This window comes from Photobacterium sp. WH77 (assembly GCF_022014395.1).
In the GTDB taxonomy this organism is placed as follows: Bacteria; Pseudomonadota; Gammaproteobacteria; order Enterobacterales; family Vibrionaceae; genus Photobacterium; species Photobacterium arenosum.
In genome coordinates this window covers 20,948-35,697 of the sequence record NZ_JAKLTE010000027.1, presented here as the reverse complement: position 1 = coordinate 35,697, position 14,750 = coordinate 20,948, and the positions used below count along the sequence as shown (strand labels likewise).

12 protein-coding genes are annotated in these 14,750 nt (G+C 48.1%); 3 read left to right on the top strand and 9 right to left on the bottom strand.

The genetic code is table 11. From position 1 onward, the window contains the following. Positions 1-420: 420 nt before the first annotated feature. The 4 genes from L6J37_RS19520 to L6J37_RS19505 are packed head-to-tail and all read right to left on the bottom strand — an operon-like array spanning position 421 to position 6,035. Positions 421-2,016 carry an ABC transporter ATP-binding protein gene (locus tag L6J37_RS19520; protein WP_218387287.1) on the bottom strand — a complete coding sequence of 532 codons (1,596 nt, stop codon included), beginning with the start codon at positions 2,014-2,016 and terminating at the stop codon, positions 421-423. A gap of 16 nt (positions 2,017-2,032) precedes the next feature. Further along, positions 2,033-3,079 carry an ABC transporter permease gene (locus L6J37_RS19515; RefSeq protein WP_225445268.1) on the bottom strand — a complete coding sequence of 349 codons (1,047 nt, stop codon included), beginning with the start codon at positions 3,077-3,079 and terminating at the stop codon, positions 2,033-2,035. Between the two features lie 4 nt (positions 3,080-3,083). Next, positions 3,084-4,181, bottom strand: a complete 1,098-nt coding sequence (locus L6J37_RS19510) for a microcin C ABC transporter permease YejB (RefSeq protein ID WP_192016766.1) — start codon at positions 4,179-4,181, stop codon at positions 3,084-3,086. A 27-nt stretch (positions 4,182-4,208) separates the two neighbouring features. Then, complete coding sequence (locus tag L6J37_RS19505) at positions 4,209-6,035, bottom strand: extracellular solute-binding protein (protein ID WP_375713936.1); 1,827 nt, start codon at positions 6,033-6,035, stop codon at positions 4,209-4,211. A gap of 378 nt (positions 6,036-6,413) precedes the next feature. Here L6J37_RS19505 and fusA point away from each other — a divergent pair, with 378 nt between their 5' ends. After that, positions 6,414-8,501, top strand: coding sequence for an elongation factor G (gene fusA, locus L6J37_RS19500; protein ID WP_237796276.1), 2,088 nt, complete (start codon positions 6,414-6,416; stop codon positions 8,499-8,501). A gap of 100 nt (positions 8,502-8,601) precedes the next feature. Here the strand turns inward: fusA and L6J37_RS19495 are convergent, their stop codons facing one another. From L6J37_RS19495 to L6J37_RS19475, 5 genes are all read right to left on the bottom strand, one after another. Continuing rightward, positions 8,602-9,378 (bottom strand): phosphorylase, encoded by a 777-nt coding sequence (locus L6J37_RS19495; protein ID WP_192016769.1) that lies wholly within the window; start codon positions 9,376-9,378, stop codon positions 8,602-8,604. A gap of 395 nt (positions 9,379-9,773) precedes the next feature. Beyond that, positions 9,774-10,949, bottom strand: a complete 1,176-nt coding sequence (locus tag L6J37_RS19490) for an amino acid permease (RefSeq protein WP_237796274.1) — start codon at positions 10,947-10,949, stop codon at positions 9,774-9,776. 584 nt (positions 10,950-11,533) lie between these two features. Beyond that, a complete protein-coding gene (locus L6J37_RS19485; protein ID WP_027253214.1) occupies positions 11,534-11,833 on the bottom strand; it encodes an ArsR/SmtB family transcription factor in 300 nt (99 codons plus the stop codon). A gap of 16 nt (positions 11,834-11,849) precedes the next feature. Continuing rightward, complete coding sequence (locus L6J37_RS19480) at positions 11,850-12,275, bottom strand: YeeE/YedE family protein (protein ID WP_192016771.1); 426 nt, start codon at positions 12,273-12,275, stop codon at positions 11,850-11,852. A 4-nt stretch (positions 12,276-12,279) separates the two neighbouring features. Then, positions 12,280-12,702 (bottom strand): YeeE/YedE family protein, encoded by a 423-nt coding sequence (locus L6J37_RS19475; RefSeq protein WP_192016772.1) that lies wholly within the window; start codon positions 12,700-12,702, stop codon positions 12,280-12,282. Between the two features lie 424 nt (positions 12,703-13,126). Between L6J37_RS19475 and L6J37_RS19470 the strand changes: the two genes are divergently transcribed. Together L6J37_RS19470 and L6J37_RS19465 are read left to right on the top strand one after the other, a co-directional pair. After that, on the top strand, positions 13,127-13,822 hold the full coding sequence (locus L6J37_RS19470; RefSeq protein WP_192016773.1) for a CDP-alcohol phosphatidyltransferase family protein: 696 nt from the start codon (positions 13,127-13,129) through the stop codon (positions 13,820-13,822). Further along, positions 13,815-14,747: a phosphatidate cytidylyltransferase gene (locus L6J37_RS19465; protein WP_192016774.1), complete on the top strand. Its 933-nt coding sequence runs from the start codon at positions 13,815-13,817 to the stop codon at positions 14,745-14,747. Before L6J37_RS19470 ends, L6J37_RS19465 begins: the two co-directional genes overlap by 8 nt. The last annotated feature ends 3 nt before the right edge of the window (positions 14,748-14,750 follow it).

The following is a 14,750-nucleotide window of genomic DNA, read 5'->3' as shown; positions in this document are numbered from 1 at the left end:
TCTCCCTGTTATAGTCTGTTTGGTTACAACTCGAGCAGTATAATACGCAAATTGTAACCTTATTGTTAAGAATTTTATTTCATCAGCATTGATTTGCTTGATGCAGGCATCAAATAGCAACAAATCCACAACATCCAGTCATTGAAACTGTGATTGACGGCAAATGCGGCACACCCCACCAATCATTACCAGTTAGGCCTGTGATAATTTGTATAAGTATTAGCCAGGTGATTCACAAAAGATGTCAATAATGTGCAGCATGTCAGCATAAAGAGGTCGTGACAGATACGGAGCAGGCATCAACAGACACAAAATACTGTATTGCAAGCATATGCCATCAAAAGCATTTATGTGAAATATGACGCATGAACTGCCTCCCAAAAAAGCAGTTCAGCTTAGAAGACGAACAGTGAGCGGGGTTCAGTTAACCGCAGACAAATTCACTAAGTGGCGGGTATATTCGGCTTCGGGGTGGCTGAACAGCTGACGGGTTGGCCCCTGCTCTACCACACAGCCATCTTTCAATACCAGTGTATAGTGGCACAATGACTTCACGACATTCAGATCATGGCTGATAAACAGGTAACTCAGGCCGTATTTCAACTGCAATTCTTTCAGTAAATTCAGTACCTGATGCTGCACTGTGCGATCCAATGAGGATGTGGGTTCATCCAACAGAATAAACTCCGGTTTCAATACCAGCGCCCTTGCTATGGCTATTCGCTGACGTTGCCCACCTGAAAATTCATTGGGATAACGAAAGCGGGTGGATGGATCCAGCTCCACATCTTTCATTGCCTGACAAATCGCCGCGTCTTCCTCTTCATCGGATAAAGTCTGATGGACTTTCAGACCTTCGCCAATAATCTGAGCTACAGACATTCTTGGATTCAGTGCAGAAAACGGGTCCTGAAATACGACTTGCAGACGACTGCGAAAAGGTAACATGCCTTTACGGTTAAGCTGACTGATCTCCTGGCCATCAAAACGAATACTCCCTTCGCTATTGAGCAATCGGAGTATCGCCATCCCGGTCGTCGACTTCCCTGAGCCACTTTCTCCGACCAACCCGACACTCTGTCCCTGCTTCAGCTGGAAACTCACATCGGTCACGGCTTTAATATGGCTGATAACACGTTTCATAATCCCCCCTTTGACGGGGAACCAGACTCGTAATTTGTCTATTTCAAACAGCGCAGAAGGATCCCCGTTTACCGGAACAGGCTCGCCGGTGGGATCAGAGTTAATGAGTTTCTGGGTATAAGGATGGGAAGGCGACGTAAAAAGGATATCTCTCTCGTTGGTTTCCACTAACTGCCCGAGTTGCATGACCGCTACCCGATCGGCAATTTTTCGCACAATACTCAAATCATGCGTAATAAAAAGCATAGCCATGCCCAGCTCCTGCTGCAGATTTTTCAGCAAATCAAGAATCTGGGCCTGAACAGAAACATCGAGGGCGGTTGTTGGCTCATCCGCAATCAGGAGATCGGGCTCATTGATCAGCGCCATGGCAATCATTACACGCTGGCGCTCACCGCCTGATAACTCATGAGGATAGGCATACATGCGTTGCTCGGGGTTACGGATACCCACTTTTTTTAACCAGCTCAGCGCACGTTTCTCTGCCGGTCTCTGACGCACTCCCTTGTGTATAGACAGCGTTTCACACAGCTGGCGGCCAATTTTATGCAGCGGGTTCAGCGACATCATAGGTTCTTGGAATATCATACCGATTTTGTTTCCGCGTAACCCACGCATCTGGCGTTCACTGCACCGCAGCATATCCACGCCATCGTAATAAATATGACCGTCCAGATAACGTGCCGAAGCTTTAGGCAACAAACGCAGAATGGCATTCGCCGTCACTGACTTGCCTGAACCACTTTCCCCCACCAGCGCCAGCGTTTCTCCCCGCTTGATTGTCAGGCAGACTTTCTCCGTTACCGGGCGGACAGGCTTACCGTTCGCAAAGCCCACAGAGAGATTTTCAATAGTCAGTAAAGCATCACTCATTGCAGTATCCCGGTCATTACGATTGATGGTGTGGATCGAAAGCATCACGCACCGCCTCGCCGATAAAAACCAGCAGGCTCAGCATGATAGAAAGCACAACAAACGCAGACAACCCCAGCCAGGGTGCCTGCAGGTTGGTTTTACCCTGAGCAAGCAATTCACCGAGTGACGGTGAACCCACAGGCAGGCCGAATCCCAAAAAGTCCAGTGATGTCAGTGTGGTCACTGATCCACTGAGGATAAAGGGCATCATTGTCAGTGAGGCCACCATTGCATTTGGCAGCATATGGCGGAGCATAATTCGCCTGTCATTCACGCCCAACGCCTGCGCTGCACGCACATAATCCAGGTTCCGGCAGCGGAGAAATTCCGCCCGCACAACTCCCACCAGCCCCATCCAGCTAAACAGCACCATAATGCCCAGCAACCACCAGAAGTTAGGTTCAACGAAACTGGACAGGATTATCAGCAAAAACAAAGTCGGCATGCCTGACCAGACTTCAATGAAACGTTGGCCAAACAGATCCAGCCAGCCGCCATAGTAACCCTGCCCGGCTCCGACCATGACACCGACAATGGTTGAGATCACCGTCAACGCAAAACCAAATAGTACGGATATCCGAAAACCGTAAATGATGCGAGCAAGCACATCGCGGCCTTTATCATCTGTCCCCAGCCAGTTCATATTGTCCGGTGCAGAAGGAGCAGGACCCGATAAGTTGTAGTTAATCGTGTCATAGCTGAAATGGATCAGTGGCCAGATCATATAGCCGTCTTCGTTGATCAGATCCTGCACATACGGATCGGTATAGTCGGCTTCTGTGGCGAACTCACCGCCAAATTGCGTTTCGGCATACTGCTCGGTTATCGGAAAATACCAGTCACCTTTGAAGCTGACGAACAAAGGTTTATCGTTGGCTATCACTTCTGCAAACAGGCTGACAATAAAAAGAACGGCGAACAACCACATTGACCAGTAGCCGCGTCTGTGCGCTTTAAACCGAGCCCAGCGCTCTTTTGTCAGTGGATTGAAGGTAAACATGGTTGTGAATGTCTTTCTCATTATATTACCTGGCCTCAAAATCAATACGTGGATCGACCAGGGTATAAGTCAGGTCAGAGATGATATTCAGAATAAGTCCCAGCAATGTCATGATGTAAAGCGAACTGAATACCACAGGGTAATCACGCTGAATCGTAGATTCAAAACCCAGCAAACCAATTCCCTCCAGCGAAAACATCACTTCAATGAGCATTGAACCGGTAAAGAAAATACTGATAAAAGCGCTGGGAAAGCCGGCAATAATAATCAGCATCGCATTACGAAATACATGTTTATATAAGATGCTCTGATCATCGAGGCCTTTCGCACGGGCGGTGACAACGTACTGCTTGTTGATCTCATCCAGAAACGAGTTTTTGGTCAGCATAGTCAGCGTCGCGAAACCACCGATGACCATGGCAAAGATGGGCAGTGCAAGGTGCCAGAAGTAATCACCGACTTGCTGATACCAGGTCATCTGATCAAAATCAGTCGAGAACAATCCACGTAACGGAAACCAGCTGAAATAATTACCGCTGGCAAAGAAAATAATCAACACAATGGCGAACAGGAAACCGGGAATCGCATATCCGGCTATTACTAACGCGCTGCTCCAGATATCAAAACGACTACCATGATTCACCGCTTTCGCAATCCCCAGAGGAATAGAGACGAAATAAATGATCAAGGTGCTCCACAGTCCAAGCGAAATCGACACCGGCAGCCGTTCAATAATCAGATCAATCACATTGCCGCCACGAAAAAGGCTTTCGCCAAAATTGAAAGTGACATAGTTTTTTAGCATGTCGACATAGCGTTCCCAGATCGGTTTATCAAAACCAAACTGCTTACGTATTTCTGCCACCACTTCCGGGTCCAGCCCGCGGGAGCCACGGTAGCCGCTTCCACCATTGCCGTTTTGCTGCGAACCTTCCGACTGCTGCACTTCCTGCCCGCCGCCGGTAAAGCGCTCCATAATGCCGGAAGTATGCCCTTCAAGCTGCGCCACTGCCTGTTCAACAGGCCCGCCCGGTGCAATCTGAATCACGAAAAAGTTAATCGTAATAATCGCCCAGAGCGTTGGGATCACCAGCAAAAGGCGCCGGATAATATATGCCGTCATACTGCTTTACCTGTTTCCACTTTTCGATTAACGGCGTTTTTCCGGCAACTTGGCCGCCTTGGCCGTATCCACCCACCAAGTATCAACACCCAGTGCATACTTAGGTCGGACCGCGGGACGATCAAATTTATCCCAGGTCGCCACACGGAATTTGCTTAAATGCCACTGAGGAATGACAAAAAAGTTCCACTGCAGCACCCTGTCCAGCGCCGGCCCTAATGCCGCCAGCGCGGCAGGATCTTGCTGATGCGCTGCAATTTGCTCTGTCAACGTATCGATAGCCGGGTCCTGAACCCCGGCAGTATTGTAGGTGGAATCCAGGTAGTTACTGTTCCATGCAATCAGCAGGTTCTGTGTTGGGTAAGCATTGGCACTGTAACCGGAAGATACCATGTCAAAATCCCGGTCACGCAGGCGCTTGATGTACTGCGTAGTATCAACCGTACGGATTTTCATATCGACACCCAGTTGCTTCAGGTTTTTCTGCAGCGGAATAGCAATTCGCTCAGAGGTCGGACTGTAGATCAGCAACTCAAAGGCCAGGGGCTCCCCGGTCTTCACATTGGTCATGACCTGATTCTTCAGTTCCCAGCCTGCAGCCTTTAACAATGCAAACGCTTTACGCGATTGTGCACGAACACGGCCGGAGCCGTCAGTGACCGGTGGTTGGTAAGATTCAGTAAAGACACGCGCGGGGATCTTGTCTTTTAACGGTTCCAGATATTTCAACTCAGCAGGCGTCGGCAGGCCTTTTGCTTCATAAGGGGTATTCTGGAAAAAACTGCGGCTACGTGAATACTGGTTATAGAAAAGCGTTTTATTCATCCACTCAAAATCCATGGCGTAATTCAGGGCTTCTCTGACCCGGACATCACTGAAAACAGGGCGCTGAGTGTTAAAGACAAATGCCTGCATAGCCTGAGGGATTTGGTGCGGGATTTCTTCCTTCTTTATATAACCGTTATCAAAATTATTTCCCTCATAGAGGGTGGCCCAGAACTTGGCGACATTCTCCTGACGGAAGTCGTACTCACCGGCTTTGAACGCTTCCAGGGTCACAGTATCGTCACGGTAATAATCGTACCGGATAGTATCGAAATTATGCCGCCCGACATTAACCGGAAGATTGGCCGCCCAGTAATCTTTCACTCGAGAGTAAGTCACACTCTGACCCGACTGATAACTGGTTACCTTATACGCACTGCTGCCAACCGGGGGCGCATTGAGTGGCTCACTGAGTTTCTTGTCTTGCCAGTAATGTTCCGGTAAGACGTTCATGCCTTCAACCAGGGAAAACAGTTTTTCCCTATTCGCAACAGACATTTCAATTCGTGCTGTCAGCGGTGAAACCGCCTTCACTGACTTCACCTCTTTATAAAACACACGAAACTGAGGTACCCCCTCTGCCATGAACTTATCAAAAGTAAAGGCGACATCTTTTGCTGTAATAGGTTGGCCGTCATGAAATCGTGCTTTAGGGTTGATATCAATTTCCATCCAGGAAAAATCGTCGGCATAACGCACTTTTTCTGCGATCAACGGATAATAGCTGTCAATTTCGTCACTCGCTGGTGCAAAAAGTGTGTCATACATTTCGTCCGCGCCGGCGACCGAAACCCCTCTTGATGCATAGCGGTTAAAACTGTCGTATGTTCCTACTTCCGCATAGGTGATGGCTCCGCCTTTCGGCGCATCAGGATTAACGTAGTCAAAGTGTTTGAATTCAGGTACGTACTTTGCCGTACCAAACCCCACTAAACTGGTGGTTTCTATCACCTCTTGCGCCAGCGCACCGGTACTTCCGAGCAATAATCCTGCCATTATTGACAGGCTTACAGTCAATCCATTCTTCATATCCCCTCCAAGGCAACTTCACCTAACAACTCAGTCGACGCCAGAAAATCGTTCTTTTTCATTATTGTAAGAGTTGTCAATGACGAACACTGACATGTAACACAAATATATACCATAAGAAAATACGCCGCCTGAATCGCTGGGCATATCATCAAGAAATTTGTTGAACCGCCCGGCGGGATGCAACACCTTGTCACAATCAGTTAACAGACATTTTCTGTATTTTTATTGAGCAATCATCCAGTTCCTGCCTGAATCAATGGGTTAAAAGCCAACGAATACTCATTAAATTACTCAGATCTATGTTCTGATAGTTGTAAGTAGTGCTATACTCCCCACCCTGACATGTGACAACAATTGTTCATATAGAGAAAAACAATGGCAGATCTATCTAAATACAGAAACATTGGTATTTTCGCGCACGTAGATGCGGGTAAAACCACTACCACTGAGCGTATCCTGAAGCTGACCGGTAAAATCCATAAAATCGGTGATACTCACGACGGCTCAACGACGACTGACTTCATGGAGCAGGAAGCTGAGCGTGGTATTACAATCCAGTCTGCAGCAGTAAGCTGTTTCTGGAACGATCACCGTCTGAACGTTATCGATACTCCGGGACACGTTGACTTCACCGTTGAAGTTTACCGTTCTCTGAAAGTACTTGACGGTGGTATCGGTGTATTCTGTGGTTCTGGTGGTGTTGAGCCTCAGTCTGAAACTAACTGGCGTTACGCGAACGACTCAGAAGTATCTCGTCTGATCTTCGTTAACAAACTGGACCGTATGGGCGCGGACTTCTTCAACGTTGTTGATCAAGTGAAAAACGTACTTGGCGCCACGCCTCTTGTAATGACCCTGCCTATCGGCCGTGAAGAAGACTTCGTTGGTGTTGTTGACGTTCTGACGCGTAAAGCTTACGTGTGGGATGACACGGGTCTGCCAGAAAACTACGAAGTTCAAGATATCCCAGCGGACATGGTTGACGACGTAGAAGCTTACCGTGAAGAGCTGGTTGAGACTGCCGTTGAGCAAGACGATGACCTGATGGAAGCTTACATGGAAGGTGAAGAGCCTTCTATCGAAGACCTGAAACGTTGTATCCGTAAAGGTACTCGTGATCTGGCCTTCTTCCCAACTTTCTGTGGTTCAGCATACAAAAACAAAGGTATCCAGCTGGTTCTGGACGCCGTTGTTGACTACCTGCCAGCACCAACAGAAGTGAATCCTCAGGATCTGACCGATCCAGAAACTGGTGAAGCAACTGGTGAAGTTGCAACTGTATCTGAAGACGAGCCATTCCGCGCACTGGCGTTTAAGATCATGGATGACCGTTTCGGCGCCCTGACCTTCGTCCGTATCTACTCTGGTAAGCTGAAGAAGGGTGACACCATCCTGAACTCTGCGACAGGTAAAACTGAGCGTATCGGCCGTATGGTTGAGATGCAAGCAGATGACCGTAACGAGCTGACTTCAGCACAAGCGGGTGACATCATCGCTATCGTTGGTATGAAGAATGTTCAGACTGGTCACACTCTGTGTGATCCTAAGCACGAATGTACTCTGGAACCAATGATCTTCCCTGTCCCAGTAATTTCTATCGCTGTTGCTCCTAAGGACAAAACAGCTTCTGAGAAACTGGGTGTCGCACTCGGTAAGATGGTTGCAGAAGATCCATCGTTCCAGGTTGAAACTGATGAAGACTCTGGCGAAACCATCCTGAAAGGTATGGGTGAGCTGCACCTGGACATTAAAGTTGACATCCTGAAGCGTACTCACGGTGTTGAACTGACTGTAGGTGCTCCACAGGTTGCTTACCGTGAAACTATCACCAAAGCAATCGAAGACAGCTACACGCACAAGAAGCAGTCTGGTGGTTCTGGTCAGTTCGGTAAGATCGATTACCGTATCAAACCAGGTGAGCCAAACTCTGGCTTCAAGTTCGTTTCTACTGTTGTTGGTGGTAACGTTCCTAAAGAATTCTGGCCTGCTATCGAAAAAGGCTTCGCTGGTATGATGAGTACTGGTGTTCTGGCTGGTTTCCCAGTGCTGGACGTTGAAGTTGAGCTGTTCGACGGTGGTTTCCACGCAGTTGACTCCTCTGCTGTAGCGTTTGAAATCGCAGCGAAAGGTGCATTCCGTCAGTCTCTGCCTAAAGCTGGTGCTCAGCTGCTTGAACCTATCATGCACGTTGACGTGTTCACTCCGGAAGATCACGTTGGTGATGTTATCGGTGACCTGAACCGTCGTCGCGGTATGATCAAAGACCAACAAGCAGGTGCAACAGGCGTACGTATCAAGGGTGATGTACCTCTATCAGAGATGTTCGGTTACATCGGTACGCTGCGTACAATGACTTCTGGCCGTGGTCAGTTCTCTATGGAGTTCGCACACTACGCACCATGCCCAGCGAACGTTGCTGAAGCAGTAATCGCAGAAGTGAAAGAGCGTAACGCTAAGAAATAATTTATTTTCTTAACGTAACGACAAGTAACCCCAGCTCTGGCTGGGGTTATTTTTTAGTGCTGTAACAACAAATACGCCATCCCCATCCCCTGCCTGTGATTTACTCACTGCATTCACGCAAAAAACGCATTAAACCGTATTCCTGTAACCACACCAGCTGTTCCGGTTGTTTCACCAGGAAACGTCCGCTGTAGTTAATGCCATTGGCAAAAAGCCCCTGAACATTATTGACGGTACGAGGCAGTATCAGCAGCCAACGCTCAGTCAGAAGGATATTATGTGGCTTACACGCATTGCCCGTCTCATTATAGAGCGACAAAGCTTTCAACCCCTTCAGATAGGCGTCGTACAGCTCGTCAGTGGTCATAGCTTCAACCAGATACAACCAATGGACAAATGGCAGCTTTCCACCCGAGATAACTTTTTCCAGTGGAATATCACTTCGTACCAACTGCATGTGACGGTGCGACTGGCTCGCTCCGGCTAACGGCCCACTGTTATAAAAACCGAGCACATCTGAGTGTGTAAATCCCCCCAGCCATGCATGCCAGTCTTCCCAGCTTAGAGGTGACTCCTGAGGCACAAAATCTTTTGAGCAAATCAGTAAGTGTGGCGAGATAACAGGAAACTTATTGAGAAGGCACACATGATGCTCCCCTGCTTCACACACATACATTGACTTTTCGTAGGGCAGAAAGGGATTAGAGGTATGCTTAGCCGTCAGATTCAGTAACTTCTTGCCCGCATTTTCTGTCACCAGATGGCCAAGATAACGGACACCCTGTTCTTCAATCTGCTCCGCTTCTGTGGCGATTGGCATAAGACTACCTTCTGCCAGTGCCTTTGCAGCTACCTGATCCGCAAGTTTCCAGTTCATATCCATATCCCATCTTTTTTAACCAAGATACTCTAACTTGGCATGCGTGTCATAGGAGAAAAGCGTGTATAAAAAAGTTTACGTTTTGGCGGATTTTGTCTTTTTAAGAAAACAGGCCCAAGCCTAGCACCAGAAAAGGAAAGTCGGTAAGATTCGCTCAACTTTTTGAGGATACGTCACTAGCTGCTTACTCTGTGTCAACAGATCACTACTCCTGCAGATAGGTTATTTCAGCGTTCGGTCAAACCTGAAACGACACCTGACGATATCGGTCTTGTTCGGTCAAACAAATCGTTAGCATCCTCAAAGCAATGTCGCTAATACGATATTGAGCTCCACAAAAAAAGGCGCTTCCAATAGGAAGCGCCTTTTTGCATCTTGTCGTAACTCACTGATTAAATCAGTTCAGCCATTAATAAAAAACAACCAAACAGAAAGCTCAGCGCCAGCGCCATCACTCCGCCGCCCGCCTGATACACAGCTTCATTACCCTCTTTTACTGTCGCCTTATCGCCATCCTTTCTGACTTTGACTGTCATTGCCATCGGGACAAAAATAGCCAGGAACACCAGAATGATACCAGCATAGCTCAACACTGACAGGAATTGATTCGCCGCCAGAATCGCACCCAGCATAGGCAAAATAAAGGTCAGTACATACGTGACTGCCCGATTCTGGCGAAAGGCATCCGTATTCTGATCAAACAGAGCCATTGCCACACCCAGAAAAGAGGTCAACAGCGCCAGACCGGTAAAGACAGACAAGATCAGCTGCATACTGCCGTGATTCACACTCAGTGCAGCAATCAGCTCAGAAACATTCGCAAAGCCCACCAGTTGCTCAGGTGACAGATTACCAACAGCCGCATAAAGCCAGAACAGGTAGCAGAATAATGGGATGACAGAGCCTGCAATCACCATATTTCTCAGCTGTTTTTGAGTAGCTTCAGGGTTATAAGTCACCAGTGACGGGATAACCACCATAAAACCGAAGCTGGTAAACAGCACAGAGCTGGTTTTGATAAGCGCAACTTTGTTATCGCTGCCAACCGATGCCAGGTTGTCAGGATTGATGCCTGGTACCAGAGTCACCAGAGTCATAGCCAGCATAATCACCATTGCCGCAAACAGCAGCCGGTTCAGCCGGTCAATCACGCCGGTTCCTGCTGCAACTACAACACCCGCCACCACGGTAAACGCAATTTGTGCCTGAGTGGCACTTAATACCACTCCAAGGCTGTCTGTCAGCTTTTTAAGCAGATCGCCAGCACCGATAATATAGGCCATCAGCAAACACACAAGCAGCGCGTACAGCAAGCCATTTGTGACCAGCTGGCCACCTTTACCCAATGTTTTACGGGCAATGGAATTCATGCCCAAGCCACCACCAGACTTGATACTGGCTTCAAGCAACAGCAGCGCCGCGTAGGTTGTACCTACCCAGATCAGTAGCATTAACAAGGTGCCCCACAGCAGGCCAAACTGGGCCAACACCATAGGAATGGCAAGCATACCTGCACCCAGTGCTGTACCTGCAATAATCAGGGAACTGCCTAACAATTTCATATTCACGGAATTTTCCTTCAAGTCCTAACTGCAGCTTATGTAAAAAGCGCACTCAAGCATGTTCTTTATAACCATCTGATTTAATTATATTTAAAGCATTCTGACACTAATCAGTTGTGTTCTGTATGGGCTAACAATGGCCAAAACATCTAAATCGACGAAAGAATTGAAGGCGATAGGCAGAAAACGGGCGTGAAAAAGGCAGCAAAGTCAAAGCACAGCGGCTGAGCAAAGCACTTAAAAGGGAAATGCTGAGAATAGCGCCCCTACCCGGCAATAATGCCTGGCCTGGAAGCAAGTAGTGTAATGTCATTTATCGTACTCCTAACACGATAGAACTTCGGTCATTTCTGATAAAAACCAGCCAAATTAGCTGATATTTCATCTCTTGCCAGGTCAAGGCAAGGCGTTCGGTCAGGAAGCAAAATAATGAGGTACCGCACAAACTACAACCTGCATTGTTGAAATATTTGATTTTGATCTTGGAAAAAATGGAATACAGGTCAAATTACCTGCCTGGGCGAGTATAAGAAGCAGATCAATCTGAGTAAATTTCACCCAGATTGATGAGAAATTCACAGCAAGCAGATTCAGTCCGCACAATAATGCTTATGAAGCATCGCGATGATATCGATAACAGCAGCATTATCGAGCCGATAGTAGATAGTTTGCGCTTCCCGCCTCGTTTTCACAAAACCGGCCCGGCGCAGCCAGGCCAAATGCTGTGACAGAGAAGACTGAGGGATAGGAAATCGTTCATTCAGCTGAGAAACAGACAATTCTTCTTCCTGAAGTACACACAGTATCATCAGCCTGTGCTGGTTGCCCATGGCCTTGAGCAGTTCAACAGCCTGCTCTACATTTGCCTCCATGTTGGAATAATCTCGCATTCTACCCTCATAATTTTCAAGACTTTTTAAGCAGACGGTCGATAGTGCCAGAAAACTGCATCCCCGCCAACATCGCGATAACAAAGCCGAAAATTTTAGCATTGCCTCCCAGCAGATTACTCACAGCAGGCCCAGGGCAAATACCCACCAAACCCCATCCCAGGCCAAATAAAATAGCGCCTATGATCAAAGGTTTATCGATAGTTTTGTTGACAGGAATATAAAACTTTTCAGCTATCAGAGGTTTTGAGCGGGGTTTCACCAAAAAGTGATATCCCAGGCCAAAAACGACCAATGCCGCTCCCATAACCAAAATTAAACTGGGATCCCACTGTCCTGCTACATCCAGGAAATTTAACACTTTTTCCGGATTGACCATTTGAGAGATCGTTAACCCGGCACCAAACAACAAACCGGCGACAAGGGCGATAATCATCTGCATACCATTACGCTCCTGACAGATGGCGAACAACAAATACCACGACAACAGCAACCACCATGAAGGCTACTGTTGCGACGATAGAACGGTGAGACAGACGCCCAATGCCGCAAATACCGTGCCCGCTGGTACAGCCAGACCCTAATCTTGTTCCTGCGCCCACCAGCAGCCCACCAGCAATGATAAGAGGCCAGCCAGCATCAATACGCTCTGGCAAATATGTACCAAAAGGGGCAGCCAGTAAGGGGCCGATAATCAGTCCCGCTATAAACATCCAACGCCATTTAGCGTTTGGCTCACTGACATCCAACGCGCCGCTGACAATACCTGAAATACCCGCTATGCGGCCATTCAACAGCAGCAGTATCAGGGCGCTAACGCCCAACACTGCCCCACCAGCCAGCGCCGTCCAGGGTGTGAATTCTGTCATTTCATTGCTCTCAAAAATGCAGTTAATAGTTTCAGTTTGGCGAATGCTGCCGAACCAGATCTTTTATACTAATACCAATAAATCCAATATTACGCATATACGATTTAAATGCAACTGTGTGAGCCTGATTTTCTGCGCAGCCATGCCACCGCATTACCGAACAAACCCAGTATGGGTATCCGTCCTACTGGTTATTGTCGCTCAGGTTTGAAAGCAGTTCAAAAAGTCATAATCAATCGCTTGATATTCAATCTATTCCATTTATGTTTATGTCTCCTTGCTGGCGAGTTCGATTGACAAGACCGAAGTCATTCTGCAGCCCTTTTTATCTGCCGTCGTGCATCCGTCTTATTTACGCAGATGATTAACGCTCTTTAATACTGTGGTCTGCCAGCTCATCTTTCTTTTTCTATAAGCCATAAACATGAAGAATCAGCACGAACCAGAATCCAACCGGCGTCCCCTTGCTGTCAGGGAGAAGGCTTTAACCAAGCACATTGCGGTCTGGTTAAGCCAGAAAAACATCACACCGAACCAGATCTCTCTGATGAGCATAGTATTTGCCATCATAGGCCTGGCCACACTGCTGTGGTACAAGGCCTCTGCGTTCACTACCCTGTTGCTTGTCGCTGCAGCCTGTATTCAGTTGCGGCTGCTGTGCAACCTGTTCGACGGTATGGTGGCTGTAGAAGGCGGCAAGAAAACCCCGGCAGGTGAATTATTCAATGACGTGCCCGACCGGATTGCTGACTCGCTGTTGATTCTGGCCGCAGGCTTTGCAACACAGTCTGATATCGGTATGACACTGGCATGGCTGTGCGCCCTCGTCGCCGTGCTGACGGCTTACGTTCGCGTATTAGGGGTCAGCATGGGCTGTCCGGCCGACTTCCGCGGGCCTATGGCCAAACAGCACAGAATGGCGCTGCTGACAGTCAGCTTCCTTGTCTTGTTCGTCAGCCAGGTGTTCGCATTGCTGCCAGAGGTATTGGCCTACACGCTGGACGCCGCGCTAACGATCATGCTGATTGGATCTGTGATGACCACCTGGCGCCGTCTGGCAGGTATTTATCGCTTTAAAGCGGCACAGCAGGCTGGTAAGGAAAGCGCAGACAATGAATAGTATTCCTTCCCATTCACTGCATCTGATGCTTGCCATCATTGCGGTACTGGTAACAGGTACGCTGGTGTATTTGTGGAAATCGCGCGCCCACCCTGACAGGGATTACCTTGAACTGAAGCTGCGTATCCGCTCCTGGTGGTGGATGATTGGGATTGTTTTCGTCGTCCTCTACCTGCCATTGACTTATACGCTGTTTTTTGTCGGTTTTCTGAGTTTTATGGCGCTGAAAGAGTTTTTGTCTATTGTGCCGACCCGAATGACAGATCGCCGTGTGATCTTCTGGGCCTATCTGTCGATTCCCTTTCAGTATTACTGGCTGTCAATTGGCTGGTACGGCATGTTCATCATTTTCATCCCTGTGTATGTCTTCCTGTACCTGCCGATGATGATGGTACTGATTGGCGATACCAAAGGCTTCATCCGCTCGGCCGGTATTATCCACTGGGCCATGATGCTAACCGTATTTTGTATCAGCCATATGGCCTATCTGCTGGTCTTGCCAAGCCTGAACCCGGATGCCGGATCGTTGGGAATGCTGCTGTTTCTTCTGGTGTTCACCCAGTTTAACGATGTGTGTCAGTACGTATGGGGCAAGTCTTTCGGCAAACACAAGATAGTGCCAAAAGTCAGCCCGAACAAAACCTGGGAAGGTTTTATCGGCGGCAGCGCAACCGTGATTCTGGTGTCGTATTTTGTCGCGCCCTATCTCACACCCCTCACCTCGCTGCAGGGTCTGGTAGCCGGTATGATCATTGCGTTCAGCGGGTTTATCGGAGATTTAGTGATTTCTTCAGTAAAACGAGACTTGCAGATTAAAGACACCAGCCAGTTTATTCCGGGCCATGGCGGCATCCTGGATCGCATCGACAGCCTGATGTTCACTGCGCCGCTGTTTTTCCACTACATTTACTATCTCTACTATTGAGGA